This window comes from Acidimicrobiales bacterium, from assembly GCA_016716005.1.
Taxonomy (GTDB): Bacteria; Actinomycetota; Acidimicrobiia; order Acidimicrobiales; family JADJXE01; genus JADJXE01.
In genome coordinates, this window is the sequence record JADJXE010000001.1 from 1,230,582 (window position 1) to 1,250,348 (window position 19,767).

Sequence of the window (19,767 nt, forward strand, 5' to 3'; positions counted from 1 at the left end):
GCTCCTCACTTCTTCCGCTTGGGGTTGAGCTCGGTCCGCACGCCCGCGCTGGGCTGGAGCTTCAGCGACGTGGACGCCGCGACCTTCACGGGCTCGCCGGTGCGCGGGTTGCGGCCGGTGCGGGCGGCTCGCTTGGTGACCTTAAAGGTTCCGATCGTCGGCCAGCCGACATCGTCGCCCTTCTTGGCCGCTGCGAGCACCGTCTCGAAGAAGGCGTTGACGACCTTCTCCGCATCGGCCTTCGTGACCTGTGCATCGGCCGCCACCGCGTCGATCACTTCGGCCTTGGTCAGCTTTGCCACCGATCTCCTCCTCGGGGTGACACCGTCACGATCGTGTGTGTCGAGGGACATGACAACCGACGGCAAGGTGTAGGTCAAGCATTTCCTCGCAGAGAAGGGCGTTCGCATGATCGAGGACGGGATCTACGAGGCGCTCGTCGTGGAGGCCGAAGAGCAGACCGACGAGCACGGGAGAACAATGGCACTCGAACTGACGATTCTTTCCGGCCCCCGCAGGGGCGACGTGGTGCGCGTGGTGACAACCGATCAGGAGCTCGACGAGCTGGAGCTGCTGGCCATGCCGGCCACGCTGACGGTGGTCGACGGGCGGCCGTCGGTGCGTCTCGAACGGTGAGCCGCGGCGCGCTCAGCTGTCGCCAGGACGACGAACGGGGCGCCCGACGAACGAGATGACCCGCCGGCCGACGGCGACGGCGGTACCCGGCACGAGCGGTTGGGCCAGATCGGGCTCGAGCCGTCGCCAGTCGTCGGCGCCGGCGGGGTGGACGAAAGTGCCGGTGGGCGAACCCCGGTCGACGACGAGCACCTCCCACCCGGCCAGGCGAACCTCGACGTGCACCGGCGCGATGAGCCCGTCGGGATCGTCGAGACGCAGCGGTCGCGCCGTGCCCGCCGCGACCTCGGGCGCGTCGTCGGGCGCACGTCCGACGAGGTAGCCGGTGTCGAGCGAGTAGACACCGCCGTCGTCGACGACGAGGAGCCCGAGCGCGGGGCGGACGGCCTCGACCCGCACCACGGACGGGTCGGCGAGCGACCGGCCGCAGACCACGCACCACAGCGCGGTCGGCGGGCTCACGTGACCCGCGCCGCAGCGGAGCGCGGCGACCCGGGGCCCCAGGGCGGCGCTCGCGCCCCGGCCGACGGGGAGGGGCGCCGTGGCGGCGACCGGTGCCGGCCCGACGAGCGGCACCGCTTCGATCCCGTCGCCCGGGCCGGCGCTGGCCGGCGCCTCCCCGGCCCCGGCCCCGGCCCCGGCCTCGTCGTCGGGCTCGAGCACCGCCCGCACGAGCCCCTCCCAGCCGGTCTCGGCTGCCGGCCCGGGGTCCTCCGGCCCGACCTCCAGCGCCGCCAGGGCCTCGTCGGTCGCCAGGCGGCGTCCCAGACGGAGGCCGCCCGCGGGCACGACGCCCTCGCGGAGGTCGAGCGCGACGTCGCCGGCCGGCGGCGTCACCCCCGGTGCCGCCACCGTCAGCTCGTCGAAGCCGTCGTCGACGACGAGGTCGACCCACGAGCCCGGATCGGAGCCGGGATGGCGATCGAGCTGCCCGTCCCGACGGATGGTGACCTCGACCGGGCCCCGCAGCACCACCTCGAGCCCGCCGGTGATGGCGGCCAGGACGCACAGCGCAGGGCCGGGTGCCGATCCACCGAGATCGCCGGCGAGCCGCTCGACGAGCAGGTCGCCGGGCACGCCCGGCAGCTCCGACAGGGAGCGGCACGTGGCCAGCACCCGATCGAGGACCGGGTCGCCGGCACGCGCCGACGGCGAGAACACCACCACGTCGCCGAACCGGGCGGCGACGCCCTCGCCCGGGGCGATCGACAGCTGGAGCCGCTCGAGCCGCATCCGATGCCCCCTCAAGCCGCCTCGGTGCGGAGCAGCCACTCGAGGCGCTCCGCCACCAGCTCGGCGGTGGTCGGGCGGTCGGCCGGATCCTCGTGGAGGCAATCGATCACGACCCGGGCACAACCCGGCGACAGCGGCCCGGCCAGCGTGGGACGGGCCGCGAGGAAGCGGCGCAGGGCGAGGCTCACGTCGACGTCGGGCACCACGCCCACCAGCGACGCACCGGTGAGCACCCGGTGGAGCGTGGCCCCCAGCGACCAGACGTCGGAGGCTCTCGACGGCGGCTCGCCGAGCAGCATGCCGGGGTCGGTGCAGTCGAGGTCGATCAGGGTCCGGTCGCCGTCGAGCACCAGGCCGGGCTCCACGAACCGCCCCAGCGCGAGTGGGCCCAGGGCCGCACCCTGGGCACCCAGGAGCACGGTGGAGGGGGAGACGGCACCGTGCGCCAGCCCGGCCTGGTGGAGGGCGTGCGCGCCGCGCGCCGCGGCGGCGACGGCTCGGACCGCGTCGGTGCGACCCAGCGGGCGGGCCGGGGCGGCCAGCGAGCCCAGGGCCGGCCACTCGAACGCCACCCAGCCGAGGCGTCCGGCCCGGCCCACGTCGAGCAACCGCACCAGGTGGGGCGACCGGACGGCCGCGACCACCTGCAGCACCTCGACGATCGCGGCGAACCCGGCATCGCGGACCGGACGGTCGAGGACCTCGATGGCGACGAGATCGGCGGCCAGGCCCAACCGGCCCGGCGGCCGGGCCAGCCAGGTGCGGCCGTCGGCGCCCACGCCGAGCGAGCGGACCAGCTCGTAGTCGCCGACGAGCACCGGCGAGCCGCGCCAGCCGGCATCGCCCGGGACGGCGCTCACGCCGGGCACCGAACCACCCCAGGCGTGCTCAAGACGGCGCCGGACGAGTCATCGCGCACCTCGCCGCCCGCGCCGATCCCCGACACCTCCCGGCCCGGGCCGGCGAGCAGCCCGGCACGCCGGCGCGGCGAGGACCGCCGGCCCACCCCGCCGGGTGCGCCGGTCATGAACGAGCGCGGACAGCCGGGCCACGGCTCCACGCTACGCGGTCGTCGTGGGCTCGGCCGGGTGCCTGGACGACGAGCCCCTGTCGGGACCGCGAGGGAGAGCAGGGCGGCGCGCGCGAATTCTGAGCAGCACCCTGGCCCCGTCGGACACACTCGGGCGATGTTGAGCCAGCTGTGGCCACTGTTCGGGCTCCGGGTTCGCACACCCCGCCTCGAGCTGCGCCCGCCCGGCGACGACGAGCTCGCCCTCCTCGCCGGTCTGGCCTCCCGCGGGGTGCACGACCCGGCCACCATGCCGTTCCTCGTCCCCTGGACGGACCTGCCGTCGCCCCGGCTCGAGCAGGGTGTGCTGCAGTACCACTGGCGCGCCCGAGCCGAGTGGGCACCCGACGCCTGGAGGCTGGAGCTCGGCGTGTTCACGGGCGGCGAGCTGGTCGGCTCGCAGGGCCTGTTCGCCCAGCGGTTCGGCATCGTCCGAACCGTCGAGACCGGGTCGTGGCTCGGTCGGGAGCACCAGGGCCGGGGCATCGGCACCGAGATGCGAGCCGCGGTCCTGCACCTCGCCTTCGCGGGCCTGGGCGCCCGCGTGGCCTACAGCGGCGCCTTCGAGTCGAACGCGGCCTCGGTCGCGGTCTCGCGTGCCCTCGGCTACGCCGACAACGGCCAGCGCTGGGTGACCCGCCGGGCCGAACCGGCCCGCGAGCTGCTGTTCCGACTGGAGCGAGCGGTGTGGGAGGAGCGCCGCCGCGACGACATCACCATCGAGGGCCTGGAGGCCTGCCTGGAGCTGTTCGGCCTCGCTCACGGCGGAGACGGCAGCGAGGCCAGCGCGGCGCGGAGCGCCGCCGCAACCGCGGCCGCCTCCCCCTCGGCGTAGCGCCGCCGGGGCCAGAAGAACCCGCGGAGGCCGTCGCCCCGGTTGCGGGGCACCACGTGCACGTGCAGGTGGGGCACGCTCTGGCTCACGCGGTTGTTGAGCCCCACGAACGAGCCGGCCGCGCCCAGCCCCACCTCCATCACGGCCGCCAGCCGCCGAGCCCGCTCGAACAGCGGGCCGACGAGCTCGGGGGGCAGCGCCGGCAGCGTCGCCGCGTGCAGGCGCGGCACCAGCAGCGTGTGGCCCGCGAACAGCGGGCGGTGGTCGAGGAAGGCGACCGCCACCTCGTCGGCCAGCACCACGTCTGCGGGCACCTCGCCGGCGGCGATGCGACAGAACGGGCAGCCGTCGTCGGGCCGCCCCGGGGTGGGCACGGGCCGATGATCGCACCCCACCCCCTCTCCCGGGCGGGACCACGGCCGCGGGGACGACGGGGCGCGGGGGTGCCCGGTAGCGTGCGCCCCGTGCGGGTGGCCCTCTTCGTGACGTGCATGGTCGACGTGCTGGAGCCCGACGTGGGGGTGGCCACGGTGCGGGTGCTGCGCGCCGCGGGCTGCGACGTGTCGTGCCCCGATGGCCAGACCTGCTGCGGCCAGCCCGCCTGGAACGCGGGTGCCGCCGACGCCGCCGCCACCGTGGCCCGCACCACCCTCGACGCGCTCCACGCGGCGCTGCACGACCCGGCCGACCCGGCCGAGGTGGTCGTGGTGCCGGCTGGGTCGTGCGCCACGATGATCCGCGTGTTCTGGCCCGAGCTGTTCGAGCTGGTGGGCGACCACGACGCGGCGGAGCGGGCCCGGCTGGTCGGCGCGCGCACCCGCGAGCTGTCCGAGCTGCTGGCCGAGCGCTCCCTCCCCCCGCTGCGCATGCCCGCCACGCGGGTCGCCTACCACCACTCGTGCCACCTCCTGCGGGAGCTGCGCGTCCACGATCAGCCGGAGGCGCTGCTCGACCGGGTGGAGGGCTGCGAGCGGGTCGAGTGGGGTGCGGCCGAGCGGTGCTGCGGCTTCGGCGGGCTGTTCAGCATGAAGCTCCCGGAGGTGTCGGTGGCGATGGCCGACGACAAGCTGGCGTCGCTGGCCGAGGCCGGGGCCGGGGCCGGGGCCGGGGCCGGGGCCGAGCTGCTCGTGAGCGCCGACGGGTCGTGCCTGCTCCACCTCCGCACCCGCGCCGAGCACGAGGGCCGCCCGGTGCGCACCGCCCACCTGGCCCAGGTCCTGGCTGCCGCCCTCGACGGCCGCGACCCCCGCGTGGCGCCATGAGCGGCGAGCACCTGCTGCCCGGCACCACCCTCCGCGACCGCACGGCCGCCGCCACCGGAGACGTCCGCCTGCGCGGCTCGCTGGCGCGGGCCCTCCGCCACTTCGGCCACGGTCGCGAGCGGGCGCTGGCCGACCTCGACGACCCGGACGGGCTCCGGCACGCCGCCCGCGCGGTACGGGCTGACATCCTCGCCGACCTGCCCGCGATCCTGGAGCGGCTCGCCGACCGCTTCGAGGCCAACGGCGGCCAGGTGTTCTGGGCCGCCGATGCGGCCGAGGCCAACGGGCACATCGCCGGCATCGCCCGGCGGATCGGCGCCCGGCGGGTGGTGAAGTCGAAGTCGATGGCCAGCGAGGAGACCGGGCTGAACGAAGCCCTGGCCCGCGCCGGCTGCTCGGTGGTCGAGACCGACCTCGGCGAGTGGATCATCCAGCTGGCCCACGAGACGCCCAGCCACATCATCGCCCCCGCCGTGCACCGGGACCGGTACCAGGCAGCCGAGGCCCTGCAGACCGCGGCCGGCGACCGCACCCTCGACCCCGACCCGGCGAAACTCGCGGCCTTCGCCCGCGAGACCCTGCGCGCCGAGTACCTCCGGGCCGACCTCGGCGTGTCGGGCGTGAACCTCGGGGTGGCCGAGACCGGCTCCCTCGTCCTCGTCACCAACGAGGGCAACGCCAGCCTGACGATGGGGGTGCCGCGGGTCCACGTGGCGGTCATGGGGATGGAGCGGGTGACCGCCACCTGGGAGCAGTGCGAGCTGCTGCTCTCGCTGCTCGCCCGGTCGGCCACGGGCCAGCAGCTCAGCGCCTACACCGACATCGTCAGCGGCCCCCGCCGGGCCGGCGAGGCCGACGGCCCCGACGAGGTCCACCTGGTGATCCTCGACAACGGCCGCAGCGACGTGCTCGCCAGCGAGCTGCACGAGATCCTGGCGTGCATCCGCTGCGGTGCCTGCCTGAACGTGTGCCCCGTCTACCGCCAGGTGGGTGGCCACGCCTACGGCTGGGTCTACAGCGGCCCCGTCGGCGCCGTGCTCACCCCCCTGCTCGCCAGCGAGCACCCCGAGGCCGCCGAGCTGGCCAACGCGTCGACCCTGTGCGGCGCCTGCATGGACGCCTGCCCGGTCGGCATCCCCCTCCAGGACCTCCTCCTGTCGCTCCGGCGCCGCCGGGCGGAGCGCGCTGGCTCGGCCGAGCGGGCCGCCTGGCGGGCGTGGGCCGAGGCGTGGGGCCGCCCGGCCGGGTACCGGACCAGCACCCGTGCGCTGGCGCGCGGGCGGGCCGCCGCCCGGTGGGCGCACCTCCTGCCGGGGCTGTCCCGGTGGACCGAGGGGCGGGCCGCGCCGGTGCCGGCGCGCCGCACGTTCCGGGAACGCTGGGACGCGGGCGAGGTGTGATGGAGCGCGCCGCGTTCCTCGACCGCCTGCGTCGCCGCCTCGACGGTGGCATCCCCGCCAACCCGGCCCACCCGCTGCCGCCGCCCCCGCCCGACGTGCCCGAGGCCGTCCCCCGCTCGCTCGACCGGGACGACCTGCTCGGCAGCTTCGAGCGGGCCGCGTCGGCGGTGCACGCGCACGTGCACCGCATCGACCTCCCCGATGTCCCGCTCTCGCTGCTCGCCGAACTGGTGGATCGCGCCGGCGTTCGGCGCGCCTGCGTCTCCCGCGAGCCGGAGGCCCTGGCCGTCGGGGCCCGCCTCGCCACCCTGGGCGTCGAGGTGGAGGAGCCCTCGCTCGCCGCCGCGACGCGGGCCGACCTGGGTGTCACCAGCGCGGTCGCGGCCATCGCGGCCACCGGGTCGATCGTGCTCGACTCGGCGAGGGCCGGTGGCCGCACCCTGTGGCTGCTCCCGCCGACGCACCTGGCGGTCCTGCCGGTCGACCGGCTGGTGGCCACGCCGGGCGACGTGCTCCGCCGCCTCGGCACCCAGGGGCCCCTGAGCGCCAACCTCTGCGTGGTGACCGGGCCGAGCCGCTCCGGCGACATCGAGCAGATCATCGTGGAGGGCGTCCACGGGCCCACGGCGGTGCACGTGGCCCTGCTCGGGGCCTGACCGCCCCGTCGCCGGGCAGGCCCCGCCACCATCCCCCACCCGGCTCGGCGGAGCGAGTTCCATGAGCCGCGGTGCCTCCGACCGCAGGGAGATCCGTGAGCCGTCCGACCCCGCCCGTGGCGCCCGATCCGGCCCGCGAGGGCCGACGCCGCGCCGCCCCCCGCCCCACCCGAGCGGCGCGCTCGGCCCCGCCGCCGACCACCACCTACGTGCTCGACACCTCGGTGCTGCTCTCCGACCCGCGCTCGCTCACCCGGTTCGAAGAGCACGCCACCGTGCTGCCCGTGGTGGTCCTCACCGAGCTCGAGTCCAAGCGACACCACCCGGAGCTGGGCTGGGCCGCTCGCCAGGCGCTCCGGGCGCTCGAGGAGCTGCGGCTCCGCCACGGCTCGCTCACCGAACCCATGCCCGTGAACCAGGCCGGCGGCACGCTACGGGTGGAGCTGAACCACCAGGAGACCAGCCGCCTCCCCGCCGGGCTCACCGCCGACAACAACGACCACCGGATCCTCGCGGTGGCCCGCAACCTGGCCGACGAGGGCCACCGGGTGGTCGTCGTCACCAAGGACCTCCCGCTGCGGCTGAAGGCGAGCGTGGCCGGCCTCGAGGCCGAGGAGTACCGCAACGAGCTCGCGGTCGACAGCGGGTGGACCGGCTTCCTCGAGCTCGAGGTCGACGGTGCGACCATCGACTCGCTGTGGGCGGAGCGCGTCGTCGACCTCCAGGACGCCCGCGACCTCCCCTGCCACACCGGCCTCGCCCTGGCGGCGGGCTCGCAGTCGGCCCTCGGGCGGGTCCGTGCCGACAAGCGGGTGCACCTGGTCCGCGGCGACCGCAGCCTCTTCGACCTCCGGGGGCGCAGCGCCCAGCAGCGCCTCGCCATCGACGTCCTGGCCGACCCCGACATCGGCATCGTGAGCCTGGGCGGCACGGCCGGCACCGGCAAGTCGGTCCTCGCCCTGGCGGCGGGCCTCGAGGCCGTGCTGGAGCAGCGCACCCACCGCCGCGTGCTCGTCTTCCGTCCCATCTTCGCCGTGGGCGGGCAGGACCTCGGGTTCCTTCCCGGCTCCGAGCAGGAGAAGATGGCTCCCTGGGCCGCCGCGGTGTCCGACGCGCTGGAGTCGATCGTGGGCCCCGAGGTGATCGACGAGGTGGTGGCCCGGGGCCTCCTCGAGGTGCTGCCGCTCACCCACATCCGCGGGCGCAACCTCACGGACACCTTCGTCGTGGTCGACGAGGCCCAGAACCTCGAGCGCCAGACCCTGCTCACGGCCCTCAGCCGCCTCGGCGACGGCAGTCGGGTGGTGCTCACCCACGACGTGGCCCAGCGCGACAACCTGCGCGTCGGCCGCCACGACGGCATCGCCGCCGTGATCGAGGCCATGAAGGGCCACCCCCTGTTCGCCCACGTCACCCTCACCCGGGCCGAGCGCAGCCCGGTGGCCGCGCTCGTCACCGCCCTGCTCGACGGCCCGGTGCTGTAGCCCACCACCGCCAGCGCGCCGATCGCCCCCGCCGATGGCGCCCATCGGGACAACTCGTCGCGTCGGCCGCCGCGCCCCAACCGGTCCCGGTACGATTTAGTCGTAAATAACGGGCGGCGGGGGATCACCCCCTCCCGATCCCCCGCCGCTCCACCTCCGAGGACGAGGTCGGTGCCGTGGCCCTTGCCGAGGTGCCGCCGATCGCAGTTGCGCTGCCGCGGCGGTACAGCCAACAGACGTGGATGGAGTCGGCGGCCTGCCGCAGCCGGACCGGCCTCTTCTTCGCCCCGAGGGCGGAGCGTCCCCAGGCGCGGGATCGGCGCGAGGCCAGGGCGAAGGCCCTCTGCCAGTCGTGCCCGGTGCTCCAGGAGTGCCGCTGGTACGCCCGGCTGAACCGCGAGTACGGGGTCTGGGGCGGCGAGTCCGAGGAGGAGCGGGCGGCGGCCGGCTTCCCGGTGCCCAACCCGGTCGGCGGCCGGAGCGAGCGCCGCCGCTGACCAGCGGTCTGCGATGCTTCGGGCATGAGCCCCGGAGAGGTCGTCACCGCCTTCATCCGCGCCGTCGAGGCCAAGGACCTCGACGGCGCCCTCGCCCTCGTCGCCGACGACTGCATCTACGACAACGTGCCCATGGGTGCGGTCGCCGGCCCCGACGCCATCCGAGCGACCCTCGGCGGGTTCCTCGGCTCGGCCACCGCCGTCGAGTGGGTGATCCACCACCAGGTGGAGCAGGGCGACGTCGTGATGAACGCCCGGGTCGACCGCTTCGAGATCGGCGGCCGCTGGCTGGAGCTCCCCGTCGCCGGGGTGTTCGAGGTGCGCGACGGCCGACTCCACCTGTGGCGCGACTACTTCGACCTGGGGACCTTCACCTCCCAGCTGCAGGGCTGATCGCTCCGCCCTCCCCGACCGCGTCACACCCCCGTCGTAGGGTCATGGCGAACGACACGGGTGTGATTCCCCGGATCGAGCGACCGGAGCGCCAATGGCCACGTGCGCCCGCCTGTACGGGCTCGACATCGAGACCGACACGACCACCGACGGGCTCGACCCCGCCGTGGCCGCGGTGCTGGCGGTCGCGGTGTCGACGCCCTGGCACGACACCGTCCTCACCGGCCCCGAGGCGGCGCTGCTCACCCGGCTCGACCGGCACCTGGCCTCGCTCCCGCCCGGGGTCATCGTGACGTGGAACGGCGCCGCCTTCGACCTGCCGTTCCTCGCCGAACGGGCGCAGCGTGCCGGCGTCACGCTGGGCCTCCGCCTGGCCGAGGACCCGCAGCTGCCCGTGCGCCGGCCGCTCCCCGGCCACCGGGCCGGCTACCGGGCCACCTGGCACGGCCACCAGCACCTCGACGCGTACCGCCTCTACCGCGCCGACGTCGGGCGGGCCCTGCGGGTGTCGTGCTCGCTCAAGTCGATCGCCCGCCTGGTGGGCCTCACACCCGTCGAGGTCGACCCGGCCCGCGTCCACGAGCTGGCCCCCGACGCCCTGGCCTCGTACGTCGCCAGCGACGCCCGCCTGGCCCGCGTGCTGCTCGAGCGCCGCTGGAACCCCACCTGGTTCGGGCCCGAGGGCCTCGGGGCGCCGCTCCCTGTCGGCGCCGGTCAGCGGTAGCGCGCGAGCAGCCGGGCCGCGGCAGCCGCCCCCGCCGCCCGCAGGTCGGCCGGCTCGACCACCTCCGCCCACGGGCCCAGTCGGAGCAGCAGGCGCTCCAGCCAGGCACGGCCCACCACCTCCAGCACGACCCGCCGGCGACCGTCGGGCTCTGCCGTCACGTGCACCGTGGGGTACGTCTCCAGGACCCAGCCTGCGTCGGGCGCGAGCAGCAGGGTGACCCGCCTCCCCCGCCCACCCGGATCGAAGGGCTGGTCGAGGGGCACGTCGACCGGCCGGGGCACGAAGACGTCGCCCGTGGGCTCCAGGGCCACGATCCGGTCGACCCGGAAGCGCCGCTCGGCGCCGGCGAGGTGGCAGTCGGCCAGCAGGTACCAGTTGCCGTCGGCCAGGAACACGGCCAGCGGGTCGACGGCGCGATGCGTCAGCTCGTCCCGCCAGGCCGAGTAGTAGTCGATCACCACGCCCCGGTGGTCGTCGACGGCAGCCTGGAGCGCCCCGAGGAAGGGGGGCACCTGCACGTCGACCTCGATCGAGGGGTGGTCGGCCGTGTCCTCGCCGGCCCCGCCGTCGGCCGTGGCCGCGCGGGCCGACATGGTGCGCTCGAGGGTGTCGAGCGCCCGCGCCAGGGAGCCGGCCGGGTCGGAGCCGGGCACCGACAGGAGCGCCCGCCCGGCCGCGAGCAGCGCGAAGCCGTCGCGAGCCGTGAGCCGGAGCGGCTGCGTGAAGTAGCGGGGCACCTCGAGGTGCACCACGTCGTCCTCGTCGATCCACACGTCGATGAGGTCCTCGGGCGACGGTGACACGCCGCAGCAGGCCACCAGCTCGAGGTCGGCGACCACCCGCTCGGGCGACACCTCGAAGCGCGTCGCGATCTCCTGCACGGAGGCCTGGCCGCGCTCGGTGAGCCAGGGCAGGATGGCCAGCATGCGGCGCAGGCGGTCGCCGGCCGCGGGCGGCGGGCTCACCGGGCCGCCCCCGCCCCGGCCGCCAGGCGCTCGAGCCAGTCGACGAGGTCGTCGCGCAGCGCCGGCGGCCCGATCACCTCGGCCCGATCGAGCAGCCCGAGCACCCACGATCGGAAGGCCGCCCGGTTGGCCACGGCCACCTGCACCAGCACGGAGCCGTCGGCCCGCCGCTCGACCACGCGGTCGTCGCCGAGCTCGAGGACGACCCGGGGCGCCACCACCCCGTCGACCAGCACCAGGGCGTCGACCACCTCGCCGTCGCCGATGAGCCGGGGATCCGCGGGCAGGGCCTGCCGCACGTCGAACCCCTCCGGCGGCGAGGTGGTGCCCGGCTCGCCCACGCTGACCGCACCCCGGTCGATCCGGTCGACGCGGAAGGTGCGCGACGCCCCGCGGGCGTGATCGAAGCCCACCACGTACCAGAAGCCGGAGCGGCACAGCAGGCCCCAGGGATCGACCGTGCGACGCTCGCCGCGGTACCCGAACGTCACCGGGGCACGCTCGAGCCGGGCTCGGTACAGGGCGGGCAGGGCGTCGGCCGCCGGGAGCGAGGCGAGGGGCGGCGGCGCCGTGCCCTCCACCTCGCCCAGCTTCCACAGGGCCTCCTTGCCCCAGCCGCCCTCCACCCGCACGGCGGCCACGGCGACGTGCAGCGCCACCAGCTCGTCGGGGGCCAGGCCGAGGTCCGGCAGGAACAGCGCGTCCGGCCGGATCCGGTACCCGGAGGCACCCCCCTCGAGGCCCTCCACCTCCACGGGCACCCCCTCCTCCCGGAGCAGGGCCTTGTCCCGCTCGAACGTCGTCCGGCGCGCCTCCGGGGTGCCCTCGTACTGGCTGTCGAGGCGGTCGAGGATCTCCTCCCGCGTGAGCGGCCGGCTGGTGTCGAGCAGCAGCGCGACCAGGTTGGTGAGCCGCTCGAACTTGTCCGCCATCGTCCCTCCGCGCCCACGTGCGGCCCCGGCTCCCCCGGACCCACGGCACGTCGATCGGCATCCTACGGCCGGGCGACGCGGGTACCGTCGGCCCGATGCGCGACCGACCCACGGGGCGACGCCGGCTGGCCCGCTCGACGGCCGGTGTGGCCGCCGTGCTCGTGGCCCTGCTCGCCGCCGGTTGCCGCGGCGGCGATCCCGACCCGGGATCGACCGGCCCCGTCCTCGGGCTGGTGGAGCCGGGGGCGCTCACGGCCTGCGTGAGCGCCCCGCACCCGCCGTTCACCACCCTCGACCCGGCCGCCGCCGCCGGCCTCGGTGGCCTCGACCCCGAGCTCCTGCGGGAGGTGGCGGCCGGCCTCGGGCTCGAGCTCCAGCTCCGCCGGGTGCCCGACGTCCGCACCTGGGAGCGCCCGGCGCTGGGCCAGTGCGACCTGGCCGCCGGCGGCCTGTCCGCCGATCCCTCGTGGGGTGACCGGGCCGAGCCCTCGGCCGCCTACGCGTCGAACCCGCTCGTCCTGCTCGTGAGCGCCGACGCCGAGGAGGTGGACGGCCTCGACGACCTCGAGGGCGGCACCGTCGCCGTCCAGGCCGGCAGCGCCGCCGACGCGGCCGTGCGCAGCCGCCTCCCGGCGGCCGACGTCGCCTCCCTGGCCGACCCCGTGGCCGCCGTGGCCGACCTCCGCTCCGGCGCCGTCGACGGGGTCGTGGCCGACCGCGCCCTCCTCGGGCCGATCGCGGCCGTCGCCGCCGACCTCGTGGTGATAGGGACCGTCGCCGACGGCGACGACGTGGTGCTGGCCCTCGACCCCGCCCGGCCGGCGCTGGTCGCCGCCGTGGACGAGCAGCTCGGCCGGCTCGCCGACGACGGGACGCTGGACGGGCTCGACGATCGTTGGCTGGGGCCGCTGGGCTGACCGTGCTGCCGACACCGGGCCGGCACCTTGCTCAGGCGTCGGCGGCAGCCCGGTGCTCGTCGATCACCCGGCGGACCGTTGCGGCGATCTCCTCGGCCGATGCACCCGGCGTGAGCACGGCGGCCACCCCCCGCTCGGTCAGGAGGGCGACGTCGGGGCCGGGCACGATGCCACCAACGATCACGGGGATGTCGAGGCCCGCGGCCCGGATCCGCTCCACGACCCGGGGAGCGAGGGTGAGGTGGGCTCCGGAGAGCATGGACAGCCCGACGGCGTCGACGTCCTCGTCGACCGCGGCCGCGGCCACCGTGTCGGGCGTCTGGAACAGCCCGGTGTAGATCACCTCGAACCCGGCGTCGCGCAGGATCCGCGCGACCACCTTCACCCCGCGGTCGTGGCCGTCGAGGCCCACCTTGGCGACGAGCACCCGGTCACTCATGCGCTCCTCACGATACGTGGCCGCCGGCCGCCCGCACCCGCTCGTAGGCCAGGGTGTCGAGGTAGTCGGCGTCGCAGCTGATCAGCCCGCCACGGAACCGGTAGAGGCTGTAGCCCGCGACGTCGCCGCCGGCCAGGTGGGCGATCCACCGGGCCCAGCCCACGTCGCCGTCAGCGGCGGCGTCGACCAGCTCGAAGCGGGTCCCGCTGGCGGCCATCACCCGCTCCATCCTGGCCAGGAACGAGCCGATCGCGTCCCTGCCGGTCAGGGTGCCGTAGAGCGGGTCGACGAAGACGGCGTCGTCGGTGAACAGCGCCAGCAGCTCGGCGTAGCGGCCTTCGTCCTGGATCGCCCAGAAGCGGGCGATGGTGTCAGCGGCGGGGGTCATGGCTCCTCCCGAGCTCGGCGGCATGGGTCACAGCGCGGCGTCACCGAGGTAGCTCACCTCGAACAGGTCACGACGATCGGCCAGGTCGGCGGCCGAGCCGTGGAGGACCAGGTCGCCGTGCGAGAGCACGTACGCCCGGTCGGCGACCGTGAGGGCCATGTGGACGTGCTGCTCGACCACCAGCACGCCGGCCCCGGTGTCGTCGGCGATCTGGCGCAGGATCGGGAGCAGCCGCTCCACGATCACCGGCGCCAGCCCGAGGCTCATCTCGTCGACCATCAGGAGCCGGGGGGTGGAGCACAGGGCCCGTCCCAGCGCCAGCATCTGCTGCTCGCCGCCGCTCAGCAGGCCCACCTTGCGGTCGAGCAGCGGCCCGAGCGCAGGGAAGTAGCCGACCACGGCGTCGAGGTCGAGGCCGCCCCGGCGCGCACCGAGCCGCAGGTTCTCGCGGACCGTGAGCCCATAGAACAGGGCCCGGTCCTCGGGCACGTGGGCGACGCCCCGGCGGGCCACGGCCTGGGGACGCCGGCCGCGCACCACCCCGCCGAGCACGCGCACCGTGCCCCGCATGGGTGGGACGAGCCCCGACACGGTGAGCAGGGTCGTGGTCTTGCCTGCGCCGTTGGGGCCGAGCAGGGCGACCACTTCGCCCTCGTCGACGTGCAGGCTCAGATCGCGCACGACCGCGGCGCCGTTGTAGCCCGCCCACAGGTCGCTGATGTCGAGCAGCGTGCTCACGCCGTGGGCTCCCCCGGCTGGGGGCCGGCGGGGGCCCGCTCGGCCTCCTCGGCCAGGCGAGCCAGGTCGGCCTCGGCCCGGGCAGTGACCTCCCTCGACTGCTCACCGAGGTAGGCGCCGATCACCGCCTCGTCGCGGCGGATGACCGATGGGGGGCCGTGGGCGATCACCTGGCCGAACTCCAGCACGAAGATGTCGTCGCACACCGAGAGCACCAGGCCCATGTCGTGGTCGACCAGGAGCACCGTGATGCCGTGGCCCAGGAGCTGGCGCAGGTGGCAGCCGAGCAGCTCGCTCTCGGCGCTGTCGAGGCCGGCGGCCGGCTCGTCGAGCAGCACCAGCCGGGGCGACGACGCCAGCGCCCGGGCCACGCCCACCAGCTTGCGCTGGCCCTGCGAGAGCTCGTTCGGGAACCGCGAGGCCAGGTCGGCGATGCCGAGCAGCTCGAGCCCGTAGGCCACGCCCTCCTCGGCCCGCCGGCGGCCCGGCCGCACGACGTCGGCGAGCACGTGCCACCAGCGGGGCCGCTCGGCCGCGACCAGCAGGTTCTCGCGGACGTCGAGGTCGTCGAACAGCTCGAGCGACTGGAACGTGCGGGTGAGGCCGGCCCGGGCCCGCTGGTGGGCGGGCAGGCCGGTGAGGTCCTGACCCCCGAACCGCAGCCGCCCACCGGACAGGGGCACGAAGCCGGTGACCGCGTCGATGAACGTGGTCTTGCCGGCGCCGTTGGGGCCGATCAGCCCGACCAGCGAGCCCTCGGCGACCGCGAGGTCGACCTCCTCGAGGGCGCGGAGCCCCCCGAAGGTGACCGAGATCTCCCGGGCCTCGAGGAGCCCCTCGCCCGTCACCGCACCCCCGGCCGGGCGGGCCCCCATCTCAGCGGGCGACATCGACGGCAGCCTCCCGGGTGGGCGGCGCGGTCCCGGCTCGCTCGGCCGGCGCGACGGCCGGGTGCTTCGCCATCACGCCCAGTCGCCGGAACCCGTGGCGGGCGGCACCGGCGATGCCCTCGGGGTTCACGATGGCGGTGATGATCAGCGCCAGGCCCCCGATGAGCAGCTCGTACCGGCCCAGGCCCTCGTCGCTCCAGGCCGACACCACCCACTCGAGCGCCTTGAAGACGATGCCGCCCGCCACCAGCGAGCCGGCGATGAGCGCACCGGACACGCTCGAGATGCCACCGAGATAGGCGAAGGCGAGGAACGTCAGCGAGGCGAACACGCCGTAGGAGATGTCGGAGATGGCGCCCTGCTGGTAGGCGATCATGCAGCCGGCCACCCCGGCCACGAACGACGAGATGCCGAACGCCAGCAGCTTCGTGCGGGCGACGTCGATGCCGGCCGCCGCCGCGGCCCGCTCGTTCGACCGCACCGCGAGCATGCGCCGCCCGGTCCCGGCCCGCCGCAGGTTCGCCACGGCCAGGCCGACCAGCACCAGCACCACCAGTGCGAAGAGGCCGAACTCGATGCGGAACAGGTCGCCCGGGCGCTGGAATCCGAGGTCGATCCCGAACAGCGTCGGGTTCGGCACCGGGGCACCACCCGTGCTGGCGCCGGTGTAGTCGGGGTTCTTGAACACGAACTCCTGGACGGCCACACCGCCGGCCAGCGTGACGATCGCCAGGTTGATCCCCCGGACCCGCAGCGCCGGGAGGCCCACCAGCAGCCCGAACACGGTGGCCAGCGAGGCCGCCATGAGCGGCGCCAGGGGGAACGGCACGCCCCACTGGTCGGCGAAGCGCGACAGCGAGAACCCGGCCACGCCGGCGAGCGCCATCTGGGCCAGGGAGATCTGGCCCACGTAGCCCGTGAGCACCACGAAGCTCAGGCACATGGTGGCGGCGACGATGCTGGTGACCAGAGCCAGCCGCCAGCCGCCCTGCGTGAGCACCACCAGCGCGGCCACCACCACGAACGGCACCCCGACCGTGAGCAGCCCCGGGCGCGGGCGCGGCGAGAACGGCAGGCGCCCCTCCGACAGCGTCCCCCGGGCAGGCAGGCGCTTGCCGAGGAAGTAGATGGCCGCCACGATCACGAGGAAGGGGATGCCCTCACGCACCCCGATCCGAGGGAAGCCCGGGTGGTCGGTCTGCACCTTGAGCAGCACCGACTGGATCATCCCGAGGCCCAGGCCGGCCGCGGCCGTGATCCCGAACGAGCGCAGCTGGCCGAGGAGGCAGGCTCCGAGCGCCGGCACGACCAGCAGGGTGAAGATGATCGGGTCGAGCCCTGTGACCGGGGCGGCGAGGATGCCACCGATCGCCCCGATCACCGACGCCAGCACCCAGTTGGCGCCGGCCAGCGAGTCGGACGAGAAGCCGAGGAGGGTGGCGCCCTTCTCGTTCTCGGCCGCCGCCCTGGTGGCCAGGCCGAACCGCGTGAAGCGGTAGACGAGCCACAGCACCACCGCGACCGCGACCACCAAAGCCGCCAGGTAGAGGTTGTCCCGGGGCACCTTCAGCGAACCGAGCTCGACGACCTCGTTGGGGAGGATCGGCGCCAGCCGGCGGTTGGCGTCGTCGAAGCGCAGGAGCACCAGCGACTGGAGCACCAGCATGACCCCGATGGACGCCACCACCTTGGCCAGCACCGGCGCGCGCCGCAGCGGCCGGAACACGAGCAGGTGGACGGCCAGCCCGAGCAGCGCCGCGGTCGCCAGCGCGAGCACGAGCGAAGGGACGAAGGCGACCTCGGTCCCGACGTGGTAGCGGTCGGGCAGGCCGGGCACCGGGAACGGGTAGGCACCCTTCGTGCGCAGCTCGCTGAACACGTAGGTGGCCCACATCGCCATGGCACCCTGGGCGAAGTTGATGACGCCCGAGCCCTTGTAGGCCACGAGCACGCCCAGGGCCACCATGGCGACGGCCGCACCGCCGGCCAGGCCGAGCAGCGCGAATGCGAGGTAGTCGCTCATGCCCCCGGCATCACGTGACGCAGCGAGCGCTCAACCCAGCAGGCCGATGGCGTTGATGGGTGTGCCCCCCGTGGCGTCCTCGAAGCCGTCGGCGGTCTTCGTGTAGATGAACACGTCGGTGTTGCACACCGCCGGGAAGCCGGGCACGGACCCGCACGCCCAGTCGATGCCACCGGTGAGGAAGACCGGACCCGGGTTGGCCTTCACGTGGTCGTAGAGCGCCTGGCCGGTCAGGCCGTCGACGCCCGCACCCTCCATCGCGGTCGCCAGGGTGAACACGAGCTGCCAGGCCGGCACGTAGAAGCCGCCGATGTCGACGACGCCGCCCGGGTTGTACTCGGCCGAGCCCTCGCGGAACATCAGCGCCTCGGGGTCGGTCGCGTCGGCGCCCACGTTCACGCTCTGGGCCGCGAAGCTCCACCCGGTGGCCGCCTCCTCGCCACCGGCGCCCTCGATCACGGCGTTGCTCCGGCACAGCCCGGTGGTCAGCACCGGGGTGTCGATGGCGAACTTGGCGCGAGAGGCCATCACGCCCGAGCAGAAGTTGCCGCTGGCCAGCACGATCCAGGCATCGGCACCCTCGGCGTCGGCGGCCTGGACGATCGGGTCGTAGCTGGGCTCGCCGTCCCTGCCCTGCACCTCGGCGTACGGGATGCCGAGCGTGTCCAGCGGCCCCTTCAGCAGCGGCAGGGCCGCGACGGCCGCCGCGTTGTCGGTGGTGACGATGGCCACCTTCTGGTAGCCCTCGTCGGCCGCGTACTGCGCGATGGCGGGCATGATCCCCGGGTTGCCGGCGCCCCAGTAGAGGGAGAAGTCGGCCGAGAACTCCTGGGGCAGGATCGGCGTCATCCCGAAGATGGGGATGCCGGCCGCCTGCAGCACGGGCTGGGCGACGGGCACCGCGATGTCGATCCCGATGCCGACGGCCAGCACCCCGTCCTCGATGAACTGCTGGGCGCAGGCCTGGGTCGACTCCGGCGTGCCCTGGGCCTCGCACACCAGCAGGTCGATCGGTCGGCCGTCGACGCCACCGGCGTCGTTGTTGAGGTACTCGACGGCCGACTCGACCCCGTCGGAGTAGTCGAAGAAGTCGAACGCGGTGGTGCCGACGATGTTCAGGAAGCCGATCTTGATCGGCTCGCCCTCGGCGACCTCCGCGGCGCTGGTGTCGGTGGTGTCGCCGGTGGTCGTCTGGGTGGTGTCGGCCGCCGTCGTGTCGGTGGTCGAGGTGTCGTCGTCGTCGCCGCACGCGGCGAGCACGAGGACCCCGGCCAGCACCAGAGCGAGCAGGCGTGCGGCACGCCGCGAAGTGCGCATGGATTCCCCCCGGAGCACGTGCGCCGCCGCTCCCCTGGCCGACGGCCCCGTGATTCAAACAGCCGGAAACTAACCGGTCAATAGGATCGGCCCCGGGGCCCGCCACCATGGCGCGGGCGCACCTGCCGGGACGCCACCATCCCCACCTGGCGCGCGCCGGCCCCCCGGGCCCGCCACCATGGCGCGAGCGCACGTGCCGGGAGGCCACCATGGCCACATGGCGCGCACCGGCCCCCGGGCCCGGACCCCCGGTGGCACCGGCCCGTGGTGGCCCCTGGCGGCAACGATCGCCCTGCTGGCCGTCTCGAACGTGATGACCAACCGGGTGCTGCCGGGGGCCGTCTACGTCCCCTGGAACCTGGCCGTGGCGGCCGCCCTGCTCTGGCTGGCCCTCGGCCCCGGCCGGCTCACGCCACCCGAGGTCGGGGTCGACCCCCGTGATGCGCGGTCGGGCGTGCGCTGGGGCCTGGCCGCGGCGGGCCTCGTCCTGGCCGTCTACCTGATCGGGGCGGCCCTGCCCGCGACGAGGGGCCTCTTCGAGGACGAGCGGATCGGCGAGCGAGGCGCGTGGGAGGCCGCCTTCCAGACGTTGGTGCGCATCCCGCTCGGCACCGTCGTCATGGAGGAGATCGCGTTCCGCGGCGTCCTGCTCGGCCTCGTCGCCCGCCGGAGCGGCCTGGTCCGGGGCGTGGTGTGGTCGAGCCTCCTGTTCGGCGTCTGGCACGTGCTGCCGTCCATCGGGATCGAGGACGTCAACCCGGTGCTGCGCGACGTGTTCGGCGACAGCCCCGTCGCCGCGGTGCTGGCCGTTGCCCTCGCCGTGGTGGGGACGGGTCTCGCCGGCCTCGTCTTCGTGTTCCTGCGCCTGCGGTCGCGCAGCCTGCTGGCCCCGATCCTCCTCCACACGGCCGTCAACAGCCTGGCCTTCGCGACCGCCTGGGCCGTGATCGGGTTGCAGGGCTGAGC

At 75.0% G+C, this 19,767-nt stretch carries 23 protein-coding genes; 11 read left to right on the forward strand and 12 right to left on the reverse strand.

All coding sequences use genetic code 11. From position 1 onward, the window contains the following. Nucleotides 1–5 precede the first annotated feature (5 nt). The gene (locus IPM45_05980; protein ID MBK9179115.1) at nt 6–293 is read right to left on the reverse strand and encodes an HU family DNA-binding protein; all 288 of its coding nucleotides are present in this window, start codon (nt 291–293) and stop codon (nt 6–8) included. Nucleotides 294–408: 115 nt separating this feature from the next. On the opposite strand from IPM45_05980, the gene IPM45_05985 reads away from it, so the two are divergent. Then, nucleotides 409–636 carry a hypothetical protein gene (locus tag IPM45_05985; protein ID MBK9179116.1) on the forward strand — a complete coding sequence of 76 codons (228 nt, stop codon included), beginning with the start codon at nt 409–411 and terminating at the stop codon, nt 634–636. Nucleotides 637–648: 12 nt separating this feature from the next. Here the strand turns inward: IPM45_05985 and IPM45_05990 are convergent, their stop codons facing one another. Both IPM45_05990 and IPM45_05995 read right to left on the reverse strand, forming a co-directional pair. Beyond that, the gene (locus IPM45_05990; GenBank protein MBK9179117.1) at nt 649–1,869 is read right to left on the reverse strand and encodes a hypothetical protein; all 1,221 of its coding nucleotides are present in this window, start codon (nt 1,867–1,869) and stop codon (nt 649–651) included. An 11-nt stretch (nt 1,870–1,880) separates the two neighbouring features. Continuing rightward, a complete protein-coding gene (locus tag IPM45_05995) occupies nt 1,881–2,729 on the reverse strand; it encodes a protein kinase (protein ID MBK9179118.1) in 849 nt (282 codons plus the stop codon). A 327-nt stretch (nt 2,730–3,056) separates the two neighbouring features. Here IPM45_05995 and IPM45_06000 point away from each other — a divergent pair, with 327 nt between their 5' ends. Then, nucleotides 3,057–3,773, forward strand: coding sequence for a GNAT family N-acetyltransferase (locus IPM45_06000; protein MBK9179119.1), 717 nt, complete (start codon nt 3,057–3,059; stop codon nt 3,771–3,773). Here the strand turns inward: IPM45_06000 and IPM45_06005 are convergent. After that, nucleotides 3,698–4,147 (reverse strand): HIT family protein, encoded by a 450-nt coding sequence (locus tag IPM45_06005; GenBank protein MBK9179120.1) that lies wholly within the window; start codon nt 4,145–4,147, stop codon nt 3,698–3,700. The two genes, IPM45_06000 and IPM45_06005, sit on opposite strands and share 76 nt — an antisense overlap. 90 nt (nt 4,148–4,237) lie before the next feature. Between IPM45_06005 and IPM45_06010 the strand changes: the two genes are divergently transcribed. From IPM45_06010 to IPM45_06040, 7 genes are all read left to right on the forward strand, one after another. Next, on the forward strand, nt 4,238–5,035 hold the full coding sequence (locus IPM45_06010) for a (Fe-S)-binding protein (protein ID MBK9179121.1): 798 nt from the start codon (nt 4,238–4,240) through the stop codon (nt 5,033–5,035). Next, nucleotides 5,032–6,435 carry a lactate utilization protein gene (locus IPM45_06015; protein ID MBK9179122.1) on the forward strand — a complete coding sequence of 468 codons (1,404 nt, stop codon included), beginning with the start codon at nt 5,032–5,034 and terminating at the stop codon, nt 6,433–6,435. The genes IPM45_06010 and IPM45_06015 overlap by 4 nt, the downstream gene beginning before the upstream one ends. Beyond that, on the forward strand, nt 6,435–7,091 hold the full coding sequence (locus IPM45_06020; protein ID MBK9179123.1) for an LUD domain-containing protein: 657 nt from the start codon (nt 6,435–6,437) through the stop codon (nt 7,089–7,091). Before IPM45_06015 ends, IPM45_06020 begins: the two co-directional genes overlap by 1 nt. Nucleotides 7,092–7,300: 209 nt before the next feature. Then, nucleotides 7,301–8,575 carry a PhoH family protein gene (locus IPM45_06025; GenBank protein MBK9179124.1) on the forward strand — a complete coding sequence of 425 codons (1,275 nt, stop codon included), beginning with the start codon at nt 7,301–7,303 and terminating at the stop codon, nt 8,573–8,575. A 242-nt stretch (nt 8,576–8,817) separates the two neighbouring features. After that, nucleotides 8,818–9,072, forward strand: coding sequence for a WhiB family transcriptional regulator (locus IPM45_06030; GenBank protein MBK9179125.1), 255 nt, complete (start codon nt 8,818–8,820; stop codon nt 9,070–9,072). Nucleotides 9,073–9,096: 24 nt separating this feature from the next. Next, nucleotides 9,097–9,465: a nuclear transport factor 2 family protein gene (locus tag IPM45_06035; GenBank protein ID MBK9179126.1), complete on the forward strand. Its 369-nt coding sequence runs from the start codon at nt 9,097–9,099 to the stop codon at nt 9,463–9,465. A gap of 94 nt (nt 9,466–9,559) precedes the next feature. Continuing rightward, nucleotides 9,560–10,189 carry a hypothetical protein gene (locus tag IPM45_06040; protein MBK9179127.1) on the forward strand — a complete coding sequence of 210 codons (630 nt, stop codon included), beginning with the start codon at nt 9,560–9,562 and terminating at the stop codon, nt 10,187–10,189. Here the strand turns inward: IPM45_06040 and IPM45_06045 are convergent. Both IPM45_06045 and IPM45_06050 read right to left on the reverse strand, forming a co-directional pair. Then, on the reverse strand, nt 10,180–11,157 hold the full coding sequence (locus IPM45_06045; protein MBK9179128.1) for a WYL domain-containing protein: 978 nt from the start codon (nt 11,155–11,157) through the stop codon (nt 10,180–10,182). The two genes, IPM45_06040 and IPM45_06045, sit on opposite strands and share 10 nt — an antisense overlap. Then, nucleotides 11,154–12,089: a WYL domain-containing protein gene (locus tag IPM45_06050; GenBank protein ID MBK9179129.1), complete on the reverse strand. Its 936-nt coding sequence runs from the start codon at nt 12,087–12,089 to the stop codon at nt 11,154–11,156. Before IPM45_06050 ends, IPM45_06045 begins: the two co-directional genes overlap by 4 nt. A 95-nt stretch (nt 12,090–12,184) precedes the next feature. Here IPM45_06050 and IPM45_06055 point away from each other — a divergent pair, with 95 nt between their 5' ends. Further along, nucleotides 12,185–13,006, forward strand: coding sequence for a transporter substrate-binding domain-containing protein (locus tag IPM45_06055; protein ID MBK9179130.1), 822 nt, complete (start codon nt 12,185–12,187; stop codon nt 13,004–13,006). 31 nt (nt 13,007–13,037) lie between these two features. Here the strand turns inward: IPM45_06055 and IPM45_06060 are convergent, their stop codons facing one another. The 6 genes from IPM45_06060 to IPM45_06085 are packed head-to-tail and all read right to left on the reverse strand — an operon-like array spanning nt 13,038 to nt 18,801. Beyond that, nucleotides 13,038–13,445 (reverse strand): cobalamin B12-binding domain-containing protein, encoded by a 408-nt coding sequence (locus IPM45_06060; protein MBK9179131.1) that lies wholly within the window; start codon nt 13,443–13,445, stop codon nt 13,038–13,040. A gap of 7 nt (nt 13,446–13,452) precedes the next feature. Further along, complete coding sequence (locus tag IPM45_06065) at nt 13,453–13,833, reverse strand: nuclear transport factor 2 family protein (protein MBK9179132.1); 381 nt, start codon at nt 13,831–13,833, stop codon at nt 13,453–13,455. Between the two features lie 27 nt (nt 13,834–13,860). Further along, on the reverse strand, nt 13,861–14,571 hold the full coding sequence (locus IPM45_06070) for an ABC transporter ATP-binding protein (GenBank protein MBK9179133.1): 711 nt from the start codon (nt 14,569–14,571) through the stop codon (nt 13,861–13,863). Further along, nucleotides 14,568–15,446 carry an ABC transporter ATP-binding protein gene (locus IPM45_06075; GenBank protein MBK9179134.1) on the reverse strand — a complete coding sequence of 293 codons (879 nt, stop codon included), beginning with the start codon at nt 15,444–15,446 and terminating at the stop codon, nt 14,568–14,570. Before IPM45_06075 ends, IPM45_06070 begins: the two co-directional genes overlap by 4 nt. 1 nt (nt 15,447) lies before the next feature. Further along, nucleotides 15,448–17,484: an ABC transporter permease gene (locus tag IPM45_06080; GenBank protein ID MBK9179135.1), complete on the reverse strand. Its 2,037-nt coding sequence runs from the start codon at nt 17,482–17,484 to the stop codon at nt 15,448–15,450. A 30-nt stretch (nt 17,485–17,514) separates the two neighbouring features. Then, entirely contained in the window at nt 17,515–18,801 is a 1,287-nt protein-coding gene (locus IPM45_06085) for an ABC transporter substrate-binding protein (GenBank protein MBK9179136.1), read from the reverse strand. 217 nt (nt 18,802–19,018) lie between these two features. Here IPM45_06085 and IPM45_06090 point away from each other — a divergent pair, with 217 nt between their 5' ends. Next, complete coding sequence (locus tag IPM45_06090; protein ID MBK9179137.1) at nt 19,019–19,765, forward strand: CPBP family intramembrane metalloprotease; 747 nt, start codon at nt 19,019–19,021, stop codon at nt 19,763–19,765. The last annotated feature ends 2 nt before the right edge of the window (nt 19,766–19,767 follow it).

Excerpts from the sequence above, each read along its gene's own strand:
- IPM45_05985 (MBK9179116.1), top strand. The coding sequence starts at position 409 with ATGATCGAGGACGGGATCTACGAGGCGCTCGTCGTGGAGGCCGAAGAG.
- IPM45_05990 (MBK9179117.1), bottom strand. The coding sequence starts at position 1,869 with ATGCGGCTCGAGCGGCTCCAGCTGTCGATCGCCCCGGGCGAGGGCGTC.
- IPM45_06000 (MBK9179119.1), top strand. The coding sequence starts at position 3,057 with ATGTTGAGCCAGCTGTGGCCACTGTTCGGGCTCCGGGTTCGCACACCC.
- IPM45_06015 (MBK9179122.1), top strand. The coding sequence starts at position 5,032 with ATGAGCGGCGAGCACCTGCTGCCCGGCACCACCCTCCGCGACCGCACG.
- IPM45_06020 (MBK9179123.1), top strand. The coding sequence starts at position 6,435 with ATGGAGCGCGCCGCGTTCCTCGACCGCCTGCGTCGCCGCCTCGACGGT.
- IPM45_06030 (MBK9179125.1), top strand. The coding sequence starts at position 8,818 with ATGGAGTCGGCGGCCTGCCGCAGCCGGACCGGCCTCTTCTTCGCCCCG.
- IPM45_06035 (MBK9179126.1), top strand. The coding sequence starts at position 9,097 with ATGAGCCCCGGAGAGGTCGTCACCGCCTTCATCCGCGCCGTCGAGGCC.
- IPM45_06040 (MBK9179127.1), top strand. The coding sequence starts at position 9,560 with ATGGCCACGTGCGCCCGCCTGTACGGGCTCGACATCGAGACCGACACG.
- IPM45_06050 (MBK9179129.1), bottom strand. The coding sequence starts at position 12,089 with ATGGCGGACAAGTTCGAGCGGCTCACCAACCTGGTCGCGCTGCTGCTC.
- IPM45_06055 (MBK9179130.1), top strand. The coding sequence starts at position 12,185 with ATGCGCGACCGACCCACGGGGCGACGCCGGCTGGCCCGCTCGACGGCC.
- IPM45_06060 (MBK9179131.1), bottom strand. The coding sequence starts at position 13,445 with ATGAGTGACCGGGTGCTCGTCGCCAAGGTGGGCCTCGACGGCCACGAC.
- IPM45_06065 (MBK9179132.1), bottom strand. The coding sequence starts at position 13,833 with ATGACCCCCGCCGCTGACACCATCGCCCGCTTCTGGGCGATCCAGGAC.
- IPM45_06075 (MBK9179134.1), bottom strand. The coding sequence starts at position 15,446 with ATGGGGGCCCGCCCGGCCGGGGGTGCGGTGACGGGCGAGGGGCTCCTC.
- IPM45_06080 (MBK9179135.1), bottom strand. The coding sequence starts at position 17,484 with ATGAGCGACTACCTCGCATTCGCGCTGCTCGGCCTGGCCGGCGGTGCG.
- IPM45_06085 (MBK9179136.1), bottom strand. The coding sequence starts at position 18,801 with ATGCGCACTTCGCGGCGTGCCGCACGCCTGCTCGCTCTGGTGCTGGCC.
- IPM45_06090 (MBK9179137.1), top strand. The coding sequence starts at position 19,019 with ATGGCGCGCACCGGCCCCCGGGCCCGGACCCCCGGTGGCACCGGCCCG.